At 62.5% G+C, this 16,712-nt stretch carries 16 protein-coding genes; 10 read left to right on the forward strand and 6 right to left on the reverse strand.

The window, feature by feature from the left end; translation table 11 throughout:
* Positions 1-328: 328 nt before the first annotated feature.
* Positions 329-1,714 (reverse strand): type VI secretion system Vgr family protein, encoded by a 1,386-nt coding sequence (locus ACM6HV_RS03995; protein ID WP_414903566.1) that lies wholly within the window; start codon positions 1,712-1,714, stop codon positions 329-331.
* 221 nt (positions 1,715-1,935) lie between these two features.
* Here ACM6HV_RS03995 and ACM6HV_RS04000 point away from each other — a divergent pair, with 221 nt between their 5' ends.
* Positions 1,936-2,640 (forward strand): YebC/PmpR family DNA-binding transcriptional regulator, encoded by a 705-nt coding sequence (locus ACM6HV_RS04000; protein WP_027614601.1) that lies wholly within the window; start codon positions 1,936-1,938, stop codon positions 2,638-2,640.
* Between the two features lie 82 nt (positions 2,641-2,722).
* On the opposite strand, the gene ACM6HV_RS04005 is transcribed toward ACM6HV_RS04000, so the two are convergent.
* A complete protein-coding gene (locus ACM6HV_RS04005) occupies positions 2,723-4,036 on the reverse strand; it encodes a leucine-rich repeat-containing protein kinase family protein (protein ID WP_414903567.1) in 1,314 nt (437 codons plus the stop codon).
* Between the two features lie 212 nt (positions 4,037-4,248).
* A complete protein-coding gene (gene zapE, locus ACM6HV_RS04010; RefSeq protein ID WP_414903568.1) occupies positions 4,249-5,370 on the reverse strand; it encodes a cell division protein ZapE in 1,122 nt (373 codons plus the stop codon).
* Between the two features lie 300 nt (positions 5,371-5,670).
* On the opposite strand from zapE, the gene ACM6HV_RS04015 reads away from it, so the two are divergent.
* From ACM6HV_RS04015 to ACM6HV_RS04045, 7 genes are all read left to right on the forward strand, one after another.
* Positions 5,671-6,177 (forward strand): spore coat U domain-containing protein, encoded by a 507-nt coding sequence (locus ACM6HV_RS04015; RefSeq protein ID WP_414903599.1) that lies wholly within the window; start codon positions 5,671-5,673, stop codon positions 6,175-6,177.
* 105 nt (positions 6,178-6,282) lie between these two features.
* The gene (locus tag ACM6HV_RS04020) at positions 6,283-6,816 is read left to right on the forward strand and encodes a spore coat U domain-containing protein (protein WP_041068745.1); all 534 of its coding nucleotides are present in this window, start codon (positions 6,283-6,285) and stop codon (positions 6,814-6,816) included.
* A gap of 19 nt (positions 6,817-6,835) precedes the next feature.
* Positions 6,836-7,372, forward strand: coding sequence for a spore coat U domain-containing protein (locus ACM6HV_RS04025; RefSeq protein WP_007961145.1), 537 nt, complete (start codon positions 6,836-6,838; stop codon positions 7,370-7,372).
* Between the two features lie 4 nt (positions 7,373-7,376).
* A complete protein-coding gene (locus ACM6HV_RS04030) occupies positions 7,377-7,877 on the forward strand; it encodes a spore coat U domain-containing protein (protein ID WP_041068749.1) in 501 nt (166 codons plus the stop codon).
* A gap of 34 nt (positions 7,878-7,911) precedes the next feature.
* Positions 7,912-8,700 carry a molecular chaperone gene (locus ACM6HV_RS04035; RefSeq protein ID WP_414903569.1) on the forward strand — a complete coding sequence of 263 codons (789 nt, stop codon included), beginning with the start codon at positions 7,912-7,914 and terminating at the stop codon, positions 8,698-8,700.
* Positions 8,701-8,944: 244 nt separating this feature from the next.
* On the forward strand, positions 8,945-11,302 hold the full coding sequence (locus ACM6HV_RS04040) for a fimbria/pilus outer membrane usher protein (RefSeq protein WP_414903570.1): 2,358 nt from the start codon (positions 8,945-8,947) through the stop codon (positions 11,300-11,302).
* On the forward strand, positions 11,299-12,270 hold the full coding sequence (locus ACM6HV_RS04045; RefSeq protein WP_145596583.1) for a spore coat U domain-containing protein: 972 nt from the start codon (positions 11,299-11,301) through the stop codon (positions 12,268-12,270). Before ACM6HV_RS04040 ends, ACM6HV_RS04045 begins: the two co-directional genes overlap by 4 nt.
* Before the next feature lie 103 nt (positions 12,271-12,373).
* On the opposite strand, the gene ACM6HV_RS04050 is transcribed toward ACM6HV_RS04045, so the two are convergent.
* Entirely contained in the window at positions 12,374-13,129 is a 756-nt protein-coding gene (locus ACM6HV_RS04050; protein ID WP_414903571.1) for an anti-sigma factor family protein, read from the reverse strand.
* Positions 13,126-13,632 (reverse strand): RNA polymerase sigma factor, encoded by a 507-nt coding sequence (locus ACM6HV_RS04055; RefSeq protein ID WP_414903572.1) that lies wholly within the window; start codon positions 13,630-13,632, stop codon positions 13,126-13,128. The genes ACM6HV_RS04050 and ACM6HV_RS04055 overlap by 4 nt, the downstream gene beginning before the upstream one ends.
* A 157-nt stretch (positions 13,633-13,789) precedes the next feature.
* On the opposite strand from ACM6HV_RS04055, the gene ACM6HV_RS04060 reads away from it, so the two are divergent.
* Together ACM6HV_RS04060 and ACM6HV_RS04065 are read left to right on the forward strand one after the other, a co-directional pair.
* Positions 13,790-14,884, forward strand: a complete 1,095-nt coding sequence (locus ACM6HV_RS04060; RefSeq protein WP_041068765.1) for a catalase family peroxidase — start codon at positions 13,790-13,792, stop codon at positions 14,882-14,884.
* Entirely contained in the window at positions 14,881-15,426 is a 546-nt protein-coding gene (locus ACM6HV_RS04065) for a cytochrome b (protein WP_414903573.1), read from the forward strand. The genes ACM6HV_RS04060 and ACM6HV_RS04065 overlap by 4 nt, the downstream gene beginning before the upstream one ends.
* Here ACM6HV_RS04065 and ACM6HV_RS04070 read toward each other — a convergent pair.
* Positions 15,423-16,622 (reverse strand): MFS transporter, encoded by a 1,200-nt coding sequence (locus tag ACM6HV_RS04070; RefSeq protein ID WP_414903574.1) that lies wholly within the window; start codon positions 16,620-16,622, stop codon positions 15,423-15,425. The two genes, ACM6HV_RS04065 and ACM6HV_RS04070, sit on opposite strands and share 4 nt — an antisense overlap.
* Between the last annotated feature and the right edge of the window lie 90 nt (positions 16,623-16,712).

Genomic DNA, 16,712 nt, shown 5'->3' on the forward strand with positions numbered 1-16,712 from the left:
ATTTCCAACTGAATACACTCATTCCCACTGTGGGAGCTGGCTTGCCAGCGAAGGCGGCCTGACAGCCGACCAATCTCCCACTGCCCACACCCAATCCACCTGTGGGAGCTGGCTTGCCAGCGATGGTGGCCTGTCAGCCGACCAGTCTCCAGCTGCTAACACCCATTCCCACTGTGGGAGCGAGCCTGCTCGCGAAAGACGGCCTTACAGCCGACCAATCTCCCACTGCCCACACCCAATCCACCTGTGGGAGCTGGCTTGCCAGCGATGGCGGCCTGACGGCCAACCACTTTCCGGCAGCTGTACTCAATTCCAATGTCTGCGGTGCTTACGGATCGGCCCCGTGGAGCAGCCAGTCGAGCAACAGGCTGTCGTCGCGCGGTGGTGGCGTTTCGTTCGGTGGCGCCGGGCGTGGATGGGCGAGGCAGAGGATCGGTCGATCCGGGTCGCTGTCGAGGAAGCTCACCCACACCTCACTGCCGGCGCGGGGCAGTTGGTGGAGGGCGAGCCGGCCGGCGCCGGTCAGCGCGATCGGCAGCCACAGGCATGCAGACTCGGGTATCTGCGTCGGCCACAGACTGACGCCGATGCGCCCGCGATCATCCAGTGGCGCTGGCTGGCCAGGCGATCCCAGCACTCGTGCCTGGTGATAGCCGCCGATGTTCGGGCGCGGCTGCGCCAGGGGCGGGCGAAAGTCGCTCGACCAGGGCAGGGCGCTGAAGTCGTTTCGGTAATCATGCACCTCGGTTGTCGGATCAAGGATCGAAGGGTGCCGGCCTTGATGGTGCAGTTCGGTGATCAGCCATTGCTCGTTGAACGCATTGATCGGGTGTTCGCTGATCTGCAGCAGATGCCCGCTGCGCAACGCGCTGCAATCGCCGGATCCGCGAATCGTGCGCGACTGGCAGCGCTGGCGCTGCAGATGACGCCGGCTGCGTTGTTCGGTGTGACGCTGGTCGCTCGACAGGTTCAGCGGTGTGGGCGCAGGCACGGGGTGGTTGGCCGCGTCGGCGCTGATGACTGCCTGGCCCCGATTGCGAATGCCGGGCGCGGCCATGACCGGTGTCGCGTCATGGCGCTGTAACAGCGTGCTGATGCGCGGTGAGGGCGTGTCGTCGGTCACGGCAAACGGCACTGCCAGCGGTGTTTGTGGCAGGCTCAGGTTGTCATCGGCAAATACCACCACATGCCCGTCCGGGCGATGTTCGAAGTGATAGTGAATGCCTTCCTCCTCACACAGACGGTGAAGGAAGGCCAGGTCGCTTTCCTCGTATTGCAGGCAAAATTCCCGTGGTGGGTAATGGCCGACGCTCATTTCGATCCGGTAACTGTCGGCTGGCAGCTCATGCTCTTCGAGCAGTTGCGCAAGGATCGCCGGCACGCTCGCTTGCACGAAGACCCGACGCTGCGGTGACTGCGCCAGACGTTGCAGGTGCGGCACCAGCGTCAATCGGTAGCCAATGCGGTGGCTGGCGCGATGCTCACAACTGACACTGTGGATCAGGCCGTGAATGCCGTGAGCGTCGCCCAGGCGCAGGAACGCCGGTTGTCGCAGCAGGCTGCCCGGCGCCAAGGCCGGGGCCAGGGCGATCACTTCAATCTCGAAACGAAACGGCTGATTGAGTGCTTCCTTGCCACTGAAACACAGGACCGGCAGGCACAGTGGGCCATCGGTCAGGGTCAGGGTGAACGGGCTTTGCTGGTCATTGAGCATTCATACGGGCTCTGTCGGGCAATACGGACGGCAGAGGGTACGAAAACGCGAGCATTAATGGTCGTGGCTGGTGGGCTTTTCAGAATCGCCCTACAAGTCGCGGTGAAGATGTCGATTCAACAAAGAATTTTTTTGGTCGATTGCCGACTTTAGGCCGTATAAACTTGGCGCCACGCGTCGGCCAATAGATGTCTCGGCGCCACAGATCAAGAGAGTGAGTAATGGGCGCACAGTGGAAGGTTAAACACAAAGAAGCGGCAGCCAACGCCAAGGGCAAGATCTTCGGCAAACTGGTGAAAGAGATCACCATCGCTGCCCGCAACGGTGCCGATACCGCCACCAACGCACACCTGCGTCTGGTGGTCGAACAGGCCAAGAAAGCCTCGATGCCCAAGGAAACCCTGGACCGCGCCATCAAGAAAGGCGCTGGCTTGCTGGGCGAAACCGTGCAGTACCACCGTGTGACGTACGAAGGTTTCGCGCCGCACCAGGTTCCGTTGATCGTCGAGTGTGTGACCGACAACATCAACCGCACCGTCGCGGAAATCCGCGTGGCGTTCCGCAAGGGCCAACTGGGAGCATCCGGTTCCGTGGCCTGGGACTTCAACCATGTCGGCATGATCGAAGCTTCGCCGGACACCCCGGACGCCGACCCGGAAATGGCCGCGATCGAGGCCGGTGCCCAGGACTTCGAGCCGGGTGAAGAGGGCGCGACCCTGTTCCTGACCGATCCGACCGACCTTGATGCCGTCCAGAAAGCCCTGCCTGAGCAAGGTTTCACGGTGTTGTCGGCGAAACTCGGCTATCAGCCGAAGAATCCGGTCAGCGGCCTGAGTGCCGAGCAGATGGCTGAAGTTGAAGCGTTCCTGGAAGGCCTCGACAACCACGATGACGTGCAGGACATGTTTGTCGGCCTGGCGGGCTAAGATCAAAAGATCGCAGCCTGCGGCAGCTCCTACAGGTGTACACATAACCCTGTAGGAGCTGCCGCAGGCTGCGATCTTTTTGTCAGTGTGTGTGCAATACCTGAATCACTTCGCCAAACCCCGGTCGCGCCAGCACATCCGGCTGACAGCAACGCTGTTCCAGCGCTTGCAGCACTTCGCGCCGCTCGGCACTCAGCCCTGAGTCGATGCGCGCCAGCAATTCCCCCAGCAAAACCCCGAACGCCCGCACTTCGATGCGTTGCAGCGCGCGGGTTTCCAGATTGTCCGTGGTGGCATGGAATGATGCCGCGCCGAAATCCCCCAGCAAGCAGTCGCCCTGATCGTTCAACAGAATGTTGTGTCCGTAGAGGTCGCCGTGGGTGATGCCGTGTTGATGCAAGTGTTCGGCTGCCGAAGCGATGCCCTTGGCAATGTTCAGCGCCACTTCGGCACTGAAGCGGCAGTCCTCGGCATACACATCCCGCGAGCAGCTCGCCAGGCTCGGCAACGCCGCCAGATTGCGAAAGCTCGGGTCGATCAGTTGCATCACCAACCCGTGTTGCCCGTCAGGGTGACCGTGAACACGGCCTTCCACGCGGATCAGGTTCGGGTGCAGGCCGGCGGTGATGCAGGCGTTCATCTCGTGCAGCGGCGAACCGTCGCTGGTCATCTCGCCTTTGTACAGCTTCACCGCGACCGGCACTGACGAGTCTGCGCTACGTTGCCACTGTGCCCGAAAAATCACCCCGGAAGCGCCTTCGCCCAAACGCTGTTGCAGACGCAGCGTCGACCAGTCGATCTGCGGCGTAGCCTCCAGCGCGGCGGCGTCGGCTTCGGTTTCCAGCGGATTGCCGGCATACGCCAGCCAGGTCAGGCTCGGCAGGGTCAGCAGCCACTGCGGCAGTTCACGCAACTGGTTGGCCGCGATGCGGATCAGCTCCAGACGGTGGCACTGGCTCATCGACGCCGGCAGCGCTTGCAGGCGATTGCCGGCCAGCAGCAACTTTTGCAGGTGCGGGCGCTCGCCCAGTTCGCTGGGCAGGGTGTCGATGCAGTTGTCGGTCAGGATCAACCAGCGCAGCAGCGGCGGCAATGCAGCGCCCGGCACGTGGCGGATGCGGTTGGCCTTGAAGCCGATCATCGTCAGCGCTGCACATTGGCCGACGCACTCCGGCACCTCGGTAAAGTGGTTGTCCGAGCAGAACAGAATGCGCATGCGGGTCAGCCGATGCAGGTCGTCCGGCAGGCTGCTCAAGGCATTGCCGCTGAGATTGAGCACCTCCAGCGTATCGGCCAGCTCGAAAATTTCCCGGGGAAACTCGGTCAGGCCGCAGGACAGGTCCAGCCGGGTAATGCCCGACAACTCGCCGGCGCGCAATTGAGCAAGGGTGTGCATGTGCAGGTTCACTATCAAATGAAGAAGCGCCGGGCGCTCGGAATGGGCGACATGATAACGGCAAAGCCTGGGTTTGCATTGATCTGACCTGCAAGCCCCTCTAATTCCCGTGGGAGCGAGACTGCTCGCGAAGGCGGAGTGTCAGTTGGCGAAATACTGACTGACAAGACGCATTCGCGAGCAGGCTCGCTCCCACAAGGGACTTGAGTGGGTCAGTGGATTTCCTGCAATTGCCCCAGACGGCTGCGGGTGCGGGCCAGATCGATGGCGTTGCCGCTCAGGGTCTCGCGCAACGGCAAGCGGCTGAGCAGGGTCAGGTGTTTGTCCTGGTCGTAAAGCACGTCGATCAGGTTGATGAAGCGCTGTTGCGCGGCGATCGAGCGTTCGTCCAGTTCCGGCAGGTCGTCGATGATCCACTGGTCGAAACGCCGACACAGTTCCAGATAATCCATCACCGCCGTCGGTTGCTCGCACAAATCGTTGAAGCTGAAAGCCACCCGGCGACCCTCGCACAGGCGTGCCTGAATGTGGCGGCTGCCCACCGGCAGAGCCATGGCTGGCGCACCCTCGGGCGGCAGATTCAGCGCCTGGCGCTGGGGCGCTGTGGCCGGCCACACATAATGGCCTTGAGTGAAGACCTGGTGCGCATGATTGCTCGCCTGACTGCGGTAATCGTGGGGGCCGCCGACCTCCATCACGTGCATGCGTGCGTTGATCAAGTCGATCACCGGTTTGAAACGCGCGTGATAGAGCGGGTTAGGCAGCAAGCCCTCCGGCGGATAGTTGGAGGTCACCAGCAACACAATGCCGCGCTGAAACAAGGCGTTGAACAGCCGGGTGATGAGCATGGCATCGCCGATGTCATGCACATGAAACTCGTCGAAACACAGCACCCGGCAGTCGTGTAACAGTTCATCGAGGGTGACGCCGAGGGCATCGTCCTGTTCGCGATGCTCGAACATGCCCTGATGCAATCGGGCGAAGAATTCATGGAAATGCACGCGCTGTTTCTGCGCGGTGGGCAGGGCCTGAAAAAAGCCTTCGAGCAGCCAGCTCTTGCCGCGTCCGACCGCACCATGCAGGTACAGACTCGGCGGCGTTTGCGGCCTGGCACCGAACAACAGGCTGGCTTGTTGTGCCATGCAATCGATCACCCGCTGCTGGCTGTGGCTGAGGGTGTAACCCTGGCTGTGAGCCTTGTGCCGGAAGTATTCGTGGATCGAGCGGGCAGTGGCGTCATGCCCGGCACTGGCTGGCCGGCCCTTGGCGAACCAGCGGCGCAGCGCCGACCAGCGTTGGGTCAGTGGCGATCGTTTGGGCGCTCGAGAGGGCACAGTGCAGTCACTCCGTAGTCATCAGGCCGGCGCCCGGGAGCGCGGCGCCGTAGTGTAACCAGAGGCGGCGTCAGGCTCCATGGCGGCTTGTCGACAATGGGCGATTACTGAACAACATTGTGTGGAACGTACAGCTATTTGCAGCGATGTAATTCGTTGTATTGCCAACCTTTCGAAACATATCCCGGAAGATCCATGGATCCAATCGACTGGCGGATTCGTCGACTGTTGCTAACCTGAAACACAGTAACGTCATCCGAATGTTCCCTGCCAAGGAATGGGACCGTGATTGCACGTGTGATGGTGGGCCTGCTCGGGGTGCTTGGGAGCGCGGTATATGCGGCGGATCTTCAGGTTGAAGTCCGCGTTGACGTGATGCGTGGTTGCCAATTGATCGGCCAGCAGCGCGAGTCGGGTATCGAACAACTGGGCGTGCTGGATTTCGGCAACACCGCGCGCCTCGATGATCCGGCCGGGCCCTTGGGCGCGGCGCTGACCAACCACCGGTTGCCACGCCTGGAGTGCAACCCCGACACACCTTATCAGTTGCGTGTCGACGGTGGCCTGCACGGCGGCGTCGGTGAGGTTCGCTACATGGCGGGAGCGGCCGGGAGCAAGCCGATTCCGTACCACCTGTTTCAGGACGCGGCGCGCCGGGTGCCGTTGATGGTGAACGTGCCGGTCAGCGGTCGGGTGCCGGACAGCGGCACCGTGGAGCTGCCGCTGTATGCGCGGATCGAGCGTCTGGCCCAGATGCCACAGGTCGGGCGTTATTCGGATCTGGTGAAGGTCACCGTGACCTGGTGAGTGCAGGATTTCAGGCAATCCGCTGGAGGCGGGCTGCGCAGGGAAGGGGCGTTCAATGCTGAACGCGGGAGACGCAAGCATCCTGAAGGAGTAGGGACGGACGCAATGACAGGCAAGCACTGGATGGTCATCGCCACGGGTACGCTGCTGTTGCTTGCTGACGACGCACAGGCGGCGATCAGCGGGCAGATCAACGCGCGACTGATCCTGATCGCCGGGTGCGAAGTCACCAACAGCGCCACCCCGGCGATCCCGGTGAGCAATCTGGGCACCCTTGATTTCGGTCAGCAGGGGCCGACCTGGACTTCGCCCATCAAGGCCAGTCTCGACGGCGATAGCAGCGGCAAGCTGAATGTGGCCTGCAATCCCTCGGTCACCGGTTTCACGGTCACCATCGACGGCGGCACCCACGGCGACGGTACCACCCGCCGCCTGAGCAACGGACGCCAGACCCTGCCTTATCAACTGTTCCTGGATGCCTCCGGCAGCCAACGCTACAGCATCGGCCAACAACACAATTTCGCTGTCACCAGCGGTGCGCAGATACCGATTCCGGTCTTTGGCACGGTGGTGGCGAATACCCGCGCGGTACCGGCAGGTGTCTATACCGACACGCTGACGGTGACGCTCGACTGGTAACCCGTAGAGGACGGACACCATGCGCACGTTTGCATCAAGGATAGGTTTGTCGTTGCTCGGCCTGACGCTGGTTTCCAGTGCCCACGCCGCCACCACGGTCACCGGCCAGATCACCGCCAGCCTGACCCTGATCAGCAGTTGTCAGGTCAATGGCGCCGGTGGCTCCACCGGGCTGAACTTCGGTGCGCTGAACTTCGGTACTGCCAACAGCCTGTTTACCACCGCCAGCGGGCAAGTGTTGGGCGGTGGTGGCGGGGCGCTGTCGATTCTTTGCTCGAGCGGCACCACGCCGGTGGTCAAGGTGCGCGCCGGCGCCCACGACGGTCAATCGCCGGGCGGCGCACGTGCGTTGTACGACGGTGTCGCCAACTACGTGCCGTACGATTTCTATACCGATGCCGGGCATTCGCAGCTGCTGCCGATTGACGGCACGATCAACCTGGCGACCAGCACCGGCGTGGCGCAGACGGTGAATATCTATGGTCAGGCGGTGGGCAAGGCCGGTTTGCCGGCGGGCACGTACACCGACACCGTCGCTGTCGAACTGACGTTCTGATGCCATGCGCCGCCAAGGCTGTGCCGCGCTGCTCCTGCTCTGTGCGGGCAGTGTGCCGCTGCCACTGGGGGCCGCCACCAGCCAGAGCTTTCAGGTCAGCGCCACCATCACCCCGGGGTGCCTGGTGGTGGGCGGTGTCTCGAATTACGGTGGGCTGAATTTCGGTACGAGTTCGGCTCTGGGCACCGGCACGGTGCAAGTGGCGCTGACCGGTGGCGTGCAGTTGCAATGCACACCGGGCGTGACGCTGAACATGAGCGTCGATGGCGGCCAGTACAACAGCAGTGGTCGGCATATGCAGCTCAACAGCGGCAGTGCGCGGGTGGCGTACGCGCTGTTTCGCGATGCGGCTTACAGCCAGAGCCTGGGCATCAGTCAGAGCGTGGCGGTGGCTTACAGCGATGCGAACAACATCAGCCTGCCGATTTACGGGCAGGTGCAGTTGCCGGGCAATCAGCCTGGGGGGACGTACAGCGACGTGTTGCAGGTGCAACTGTCGTGGTGAGGCGACGTTTGAATGGCCGACAAGGAGCAGGTTCATGGGGGCAGTGACTTCACGGCATTCGGTTGCGCAGCGCGTGTTGCTGGCGCTGATGATGCTTGGGGCTGGCAATGCGCAGGCCGCCAGTTCGGTGCTGATCTGGCCGATCGATCCGGTGCTGGAGGCCGATCAACAGGCCAGTGCGTTGTGGCTGGAGAACCGCGGCACGGAAACCGCCAACCTGCAGATCCGTGTGTTCGGCTGGAGCCAGAGCGGCTTTGAAGAGCAATACCAGAACCAGCGCGACGTGATCGGCAGCCCGCCGGTGGCGAAGATCGAACCGGGCCAGAAACAACTGGTGCGCCTGACCCGAACCAAGGATGTGCCGCCGGGACAGGAACTGGCTTACCGGATCATCATCGACGAAATCCCTGGCGCTCAGCCACCGGCTGCCGAGGGCGGCAAAACGGCGGCGGCGATTCGCTTCCAGATGCGTTATTCGGTGCCGCTGTTTGCCTACGGCGCGGGGCTGTGGAGCAAGGAGGACAGCACGCGGCCGCGCGATCCCAAAGGCGTGGGGCTGCCGCAATTGAGCTGGCGCACGGTGGCGGTGGATGGCCGGCCGTATGTCGAAGTGCGCAATCAGGGCGCAGTGCATGCGCGGCTGACTGACGTGGCGATCAAACAGGGCGGGCAAAGCAAGCCGTTGGCCGAGGGCCTGTTGGGTTACGTGCTGCCGGGGGCGGTGATGCGCTGGCCGGCACCGGGCCCCTTGGCGAGCGAGTCGGCGCTGCAGGTGCGGGTCAATGGCGGGGCGCAGGTGCAGAGCATTGCGCCGGAGCGCTGAAAAAGGAGCCATGCCGAGTGGACTTTAGTGGCGAGGGAGCTTGCTCCCGCTGGGTTGCGAAGCAGCCCCAAGCCGTGTCAGGTAGTCCGCTCAAACAGTTCTGACGACGGCTGCGCCGCCGAGCGGGAGCAAGCTCCCTCGCCACAATGATTACATCGTGTCGTCAAAATTCCAGAGAAAGATAACTGGCTTTGGCAATAGTGGCATCAGGAGGATTCAGTCCATTGACGGACGTAAAACGTGTATGAGCTCAGGATGGGCTCGTCGTATTCAGCGTCCGTTGTGGCTGATGACTGGCGCGTGGTGCCTGATGGTCGTGCAACCCACCGGGGCCGGCGAATTGCCGCCGCCTCCCAGCGGCATGGAGGCCGGCAGTGATGCACAGTTGTTTCTGGAGTTGGTGGTCAATCAGATGAACACCGGGCGGGTGGTGGCGGTACAGCAGCGTGACGGGCATCTGTTTCTGCCGGCCAGCGCATTACGCGAAACCGGGATGAAACTGCCTGACGGTAGTGCTGACGAAGTCGATCTTGACGGCCTGCCGGGACTGCACAGCGAGTACGACAGTGTCGGTCAGCGCCTGCTGCTGGATGTTCCGCCGCAGTGGCTGCCGGACCAGTTCATCGGCAATCGCGAGAACTATCCGCGCACTCCGGCGCTGAGCAGCTTCGGTGCGCTGTTCAATTATGACCTGTACCTCAACGATACCGACGACGCCGGCACCTATCTGGCGGCCTGGAACGAGCTGCGGCTGTTCGACGGCTGGGGCACCCTGTCCAACACCGGGCAGTACCGGCGCACCTTGTCCGGCGATTCGCTCAGTACGCTGGACAACGGCTATCTGCGCTACGACACCACCTGGCGTTACTCGGATGACGAGCGAATGCTCACCTACGAAGGCGGCGACGTGATCAGCGGCGCCTTGCCCTGGAGCAACTCGGTGCGTCTGGGCGGTGTGCAGTTCTCGCGGGACTTTGCCGTGCGTCCGGATCTGGTGACCTATCCCTTGCCGCAGTTCGCCGGGGAAGCGGCGGTGCCGTCCTCGGTAGATCTGTTTATCAACGGCTACAAGTCCAGCAGCAACGACCTGCAACCGGGGCCGTATACCCTGACCAACATTCCGTTCATCAACGGCGCCGGGGAGGCGGTGGTGGTGACCACCGATGCGCTGGGGCGGCAAGTGTCGACGACGGTGCCGTTCTATGTCACCAGCAGTTTGCTGCAAAAAGGCCTGAGCGATTTTTCCGTGGCTGCCGGTACGTTGCGCCGCGATTATGGTTTGAAGGACTTCAGCTACGGCACCGGTGTCACCTCTGGCAGCCTGCGCTACGGCGTAAGTGACAGCTTTACTCTGGAAAGCCATGCCGAAGCGGCGGATTCGCTGACCCTCGGCGGCATCGGCGGCAACCTGCGCCTGGGCAATTTCGGCGTGCTCAACAGCGCCATCAGTCAGAGCCGTTTCGAAGGCGAGGGGGGCAACCAGTTCAGCCTCGGTTATCAGTACAGCAGCCAGCGCTACAGTTTTTCCTGGCAACGCTTGCAACGCCGCGACCAATACGCCGACCTGAGTGTGATCGACACGCCTTACATCAGCCTCAGCCGGCGCAGCGAGCAGGCGACCCTGAGTGTCAACCTCGACCGTTGGGGCAGCCTCGGTGCCGGCTATTTCGACGTGCGCGCGGCGGACGATTCGCGCACGCGCCTGCTCAACCTGAGCTGGAGCAAGCCGTTGTGGCGCAACAGCAGCTTCTATCTGTCAGCCAACCGCGAGATCGGCGACAGCCACTGGGCGGTGCAGGCGCAACTGGTGATTCCGTTCGATCTGCGCGGCAGCCTGGCGATCAGCAGCGAGCGCAGCAAGACCGGGCAGAGTCAGCAGCGGGTCAATTACAGTCGTTCGGTGCCGACCGAGGGCGGGGTCGGATTCAATCTGGGTTACGCCGAGGGTGATGGCCCCGATTATCGTCAGGCCGACCTGACCTGGCGTCTGCAATCGGTGCAATTGCAGGCCGGGGTCTACGGCACTTCAGACGCCGAAACCCGTTGGGCTGATGCCAGTGGCTCGCTGGTGTGGATGGATCGCCAGGTGTTCGCGGCCAATCGTATCGACGATGCATTTGTGGTGGTCAGTACCGACGGCTTTGCCGACATTCCAGTGCGCTACGAAAACCAACAGGTCGGTCAAACCGACAAGAACGGCCATCTGCTGGTGCCTTGGAGCAGCGCCTATTACCGCGGCAAATATGAAATCGATCCGCTGAACCTGCCGGCCAACGTGCGCAGCCCCAACGTCGAGCAGCGCATCGCCGTGCGCCGGGGCAGCGGTTATTTGCTGGAGTTTCCACTGAGTCGGGTGATCGCTGCGAGTATCGTGCTGGTGGACGCGCAGCAACGTGAACTGCCGTTGGGCGCGGGCGTGTTGCACGAGCAAAGCGGGGCGCACACGGTGGTTGGCTGGGATGGCCTGGTCTACCTGGAAAACCTGCAGGCACAGAACTCGTTGTTGGTGACGCTGGCGGACGGCAAGACCTGCAAGACGCAATTCGACGTGGATATGCAGCAAAGCCAAGTGCCGCTGATCGGCCCGTTGGTGTGCCAATGAACGCGGCGCGGATTTGCCTGTGTCTGGCGCTACTGCTGCCTGGGGCGGCACAGGCCTTGTGTTCGGTGGTCAATACCACTGCGGCGGCGTTCGGTTCGATCAGTTCGATTGCCGTGCGCACCACGACGCAGCCCAGTTCCACGCTTAACGCCGGGTTGAGTTGTACGGGTTCGCTGCTGACCCTGCTGACCAGCAATGATCACTTTTACGCCACCATCACCTCGACCCAGAGCGGCTTGCTCGGGCCGACCGGCGATGTCATCGGCTACACGATCTACGCCAACAATAGCACCAGCTACCCGGTGACCCGCGGCACCGCCTTCGACTTCGCCCGCAATGGCATCATCGACGCCTTGGGCCTGCTCAACGGCACCACCCCGAAAACCGTGCCGCTGTACCTGAGCACGACTATTGGCAGCAACGTTGCCGCCGGGGTCTACACGGAAACCCTGAGTATTTTCTGGAACTGGAATTACTGCTCCGGGATCGGTGCCGGCAGTATTTGCCTGGGGCGCGACATCAACAGCGGTACGGCGACGTTGACAGTGAACCTGACCGTGTCCAACGACTGCACGATTACCGCGCCAAACATTGCCTTTGGCAGCGCGCCGGTGATCAGCGCCTTTACTCCGGTGACCGGGCAGACGATCAATCTGGCCTGCACCAAGGGCAGCGCCTACACCGTCGGTTTGAGCGACGGGCAGAACCCGGCCAGTGTCGGCGGCCGGCGGCGGATGATTTCCGGGAGCAACTATCTGGCCTACGACATCTTCAAAAGCGCCGGGACTACTCGTTGGGGCAGTGTCGGCAGTGCGCGCCGGTCGAGCACTGACGCCGAGGTCAATCCAGGAAATGGTCTGGGCACCGGGAGCCAGATCTTCAATTACAACGCGAAAATCTACACCGACCAGACCACGCCGCCGGCGGGGACTTACCTGGACAATGTGGTGCTCGACGTGGGTTTCTGACCCAACACAGTCCCCTGTAGGAGCTGCGGCACGCTGCGATCTTTTGATTTTTAACATCAAGGTCAAAAGATCGCAGCGTGCCGCAGCTCCTACAGTGGGGCTTTCAGAATTGTATTGATTGTTTCAATTGCTGCGCCGCCGGCGAGTCTGTCGGGCTGACCATCGCATAATTGTACCCGCCGCCGGACCAGTAATCGGCCTGCAGATCGCCGTCGCTGCGGCTGCCGCGTGGCAGAAAGGTGTTTTTCGGCCCCGGTGGCCGCACGTAGAAACTGACCTTGTGACCGCTGCGATCCTCATACATCACCATCGCCGCCGGACCTTCGTCGGTGCTGAGCAGACGGCCGCTGACCGGTTCGAAGCCGGCGGATTTCAGATCCGGCAAGCGACTGGCCTGAGTGAAATAGCGGTCGAGCCAATGCTGCATGTCGCCGTCAGTGTCGACTTTGTAGTCTGCCGGCAATATTCCCTGCTGTGCAATCAGTCGATAGGCCTGCAAGGCGTCGGTCATCGGCAACATCGAAGACCTCACGAGGGTCATTTCCCGCGCCTGCCAGCCACTGAAACCACCGAGGCCGACCGCGATCAGCAACACTGCAGCGCTGGCCAGGTGACGCCGTGATTGACGCTTGAGACGCTGGCGAATCTGCGCGGGATCCAACTGCGGATTCGTCGGTTGTTGCAACGCACCGCCCAGCGCAGCGCGCAATTGTTGGGCATCCTGCTGCCAGGCGCGAACCTGTGCGGCGGTGTCCGGATGATTGGCCAGCCAGGCGTCGAGGACGCGCCGGTCGGCTTCGTTGAGTTGGTGATCGACGTACGCGTGCAGGTCGCGTTCGCTGGGGGGCATGCTGATCATTTGAGTATCCGCAAGGAAGGGCTGCTGATTTCGCCGTCGCTGAGCTGGCGCAAGGCCTGACGAGCGCGGGACAGACGCGACATCACCGTGCCGCTGGGGACGTTAAGGATTTGCGCGACTTCCTTGTAGCTCAAGCCTTCCACCGAAACCATCAACAGCAGGGCTCGCTGTTCATCAGGCAGGCGATCGAAGGCTTGCAGGGTCGATTGGGCGATCACCGTGCGCTCGGTCGAGGGCTCGGCGTCATCGCGACCGGTGAAGAATTCGAGCATCCGCGCATAACGACGGGAGCGCCGATGGGCGTCGAGAAACTGCCGATAGAGGATTGCGAACAGCCATGCACGCACGTCGCCCTCGGCGCGTTTGCTGCTCCAGCCGGACAAGGCCCGTTCAAGGCTGGCTTGCACCAGATCGTCGGCGCTGCTGCTGTTGCGGGTCAACGACACGGCAAAGCGGCGCAATCTGGGAATGATTTCTCTCAACTGTTCGTCGATTTCGCTCATGAGTTTCTGCCAGTCACTACGCTGTGGACTAGGGAGACGTCCGCCGTTCGAGGTTATTCCACGTTCGGAAAAATAAATACCGGGCCATGGAATAAATCCCGCTGGGGTGCGTCTTGCTGATTCTTCCTACTTGTGGCCGATGGCCCTGGAGTTATTCATGGTTGATCGCACTTCACCGCCGGGCAGGCCGTCGCGCCCACCCTTGAGTGCCGCGAGCACAGTGTTGCGTCTGACGGCGATTGCCGTGGTGGTTGCCGCTGTCGCCGGGGCGTTTGCCTACGTGCACGGTAACCTTGACCCACAACGTCTGACGCCCAAGGCGCTGGTCGATGTGCTGGAGAAAAACAACGGCGTGCATCCCGGGTTCCGTCGCAACCACGCCAAAGGCGTATGCGTGATCGGGCATTTCGAGAGCAGCGGCGAGGCGCGGGCGTTTTCTGCCGCGCAGGTGTTCAACGAGGCGCGGACTCCGGTGGTCGGGCGCTTCGCATTGCCGGCGGGCAATCCCTACGCCCCGGACAGCAGCGTGCCGATTCGCAGTCTGGCGCTGCGTTTCAGTCAGGCCAACGGTCAGCAATGGCGCACCGGGATGAACAGCATGCCGGTGTTCCCGGTCGGCACGCCCGAAGCGTTCTATCAATTGCAGCAGGCGCAGTCGCCGGATCCGGTCACGGGCAAACCGGACCCGTCGAAGGTGCCGGCATTCTTCGCCGCGCACCCGGAAGCCGTGCCGTTCCTGACGTGGGTGAAGACCGCCAAACCCTCGGCCAGCTATGCCACCGAAACCTACAACAGCGTGAATGCGTTCTATCTGGTCAGCGCCAGTGGGCAGAAGCAGGCGGTGCGCTGGAGCGTCACGCCACTGGCGCGCGATGCCGCCGGAGCAACAGCGCCGGAGGGCGCGGATTTTCTGGAAAAGGATTTGGTGCAGCGACTGGCCGAAGGGCCGTTGCGCTGGCAGTTGAACATCACCTTGGCCAACCCCGGTGACCCAGTGAACGATGCAAGCAAAACCTGGCCCGACGGCCGCAAAGTCATCAACGCCGGCACGCTGGTACTGGAGAAGACCCAGCCGCAGCTCAGCGGTGAATGCCGTGACATCAATTACGATCCGCTGGTGCTGCCTGCCGGTATCGAAGGCTCCGATGACCCGTTGCTCGCTGCGCGTTCCGCCGGTTACGCCGATTCCTACCTGCGGCGTACCAGTGAAGTCAGCCAATTGCCCGCCGCCAGACAGGAGGCTCGCCCATGAGCACGCAACCGACTCATTTCGCGCTGTTGGCGCGGCTGCTGCACTGGCTGATGGCGGTCATGATCATTGCCATGTTGTTCATTGGCGCCGGCATGGTCACTTCGGTTTCACAGCGGCATGAATGGCTGATTCACCTGCATAAACCGCTGGGGATTGCGATTCTGCTGCTGGTGGTCGTGCGCCTGTTGGTGCGCTTTTCCACCCGACAGCCACCGCTGCCAGCGGATCTGCCGGGTTGGCAGGTGATGGCAGCCAAGGCGTCGCATGTGTTGTTGTACGCGTTGATGCTGGTGCTGCCTTTGCTCGGTTGGGCGATGGTCAGTGCGTCGGGGGAGCCGGTGATGCTCAGTAGTACCTTGCAGTTGCCGTCGATCCTGCCGGCCGATGCGCAGGTGTTTGCCGTGTTGCGCAAGGCGCATGGTTATCTGGCGTACCTGTTGTTCCTGACCGTCCTGTTACACCTGGCGGCGGCGCTGTACCACGGTTGGGTGCGCCGCGACGAAGTGCTCGACAGCATGTTGCGCGGTCGCCAGCGTAATTAACCGGCCTGTGTGGCGCACCGCTGCGGCGCGCCACTTTTCAGGGTCAGCCACCAGTAACCCAGCGCCAGCGCATTGATAGCGGCGCCGAGCAGGCACACGCCGCTCCAGCCGGCCCACGCGTATGTCGCCGTGGAAAGGATTGAACCCACGGCACTGCCAATCGAATAGAACAGCATGTAGCCGGCAGTGAGGCGGCTTTGCGCTTCGGGGCGCACGCTGTAGATCATGCTCTGGCTGGTGACGTGTACGGCCTGCAAGCCCAGATCCAGAGTGATCACCCCCAGCAACAGCGCCCACAGTGAGGACTGGGTGAGGGCGATCGGCAGCCACGAGGCGAGCATCAGCAGCAGCGACACACCACTGACCCATTGGCCCAGACCGCGATCGGCGAGATGTCCGGCGCGTGCTGCAGCCAGTGCCCCGGCGGCGCCGGCCAGTCCGAACAGGCCGATTTCGCTGTGGGACAACGACAGCGGCGGGGCGGCCAGCGGCAGTACCATCGGCGTCCACAGGACCATGGCGCTGGCGAAGGTCAGCAGGGCGAGGATTGCCCGTTGGCGCAGCACCGGCTCTTGTTTGAACAGGCGGAACACCGAGACGATCAGCGCGCCGTAAGCGCTGGACGGTTGCGCGGACTCACGCCTGGGCAGGACGCGCAACAGTAGTAGCGCCATCAGCAGCGTCAGCCCCGCCGACAACAGATAAATCGCCCGCCAGCCGGCCAGATCAGCCATGGCACCGGCCACGGTACGGGCCAGCAGAATACCGACGACGATGCCGCTGGTGACCACGCCGACCACTCGACCGCGTTGCGCCGGGATGGCCAATGTCGCGGCGTAGGCCACCAGCACTTGCGTCACCACCGCGAGCAAACCGGTCAACGACATGCCGAGCAGCAGCCACAGACTGTTGGGTGCCAGCGCAATCATCAGCAGGGCGACTGCCGAGAGCAGGGTCTGGGTGACGATCAGTCGGCGTCGGTTGAGCAGATCGCCGAGAGGAACCAGCAATACCAGACCGATGCCATAGCCGATCTGCGTCAGGGTAATGACGATGCCGATGGTTGCCGGTGACATGGCGAAGGCCTCGGCCATGGCGTCCAGTAGCGGTTGCGCGTAATACACGTTGCCCACGGCCAGACCACAGGCAATGGCAAACAGCAGCACCACGCTGCTTTTGAGCGGTTGAGGTTGCATGCCCTGATTCCTTTTCGGGTTTCAAATTAAAACCCGAATCAAAGTAAGCATTCTGGTTTTAATTTGCAACCTTGTCGGTCATGGCATTTG

It is taken from the genome of Pseudomonas sp. IT-P260 (assembly GCF_949768395.1).
GTDB lineage: Bacteria > Pseudomonadota > Gammaproteobacteria > Pseudomonadales > Pseudomonadaceae > Aquipseudomonas > Aquipseudomonas parakoreensis.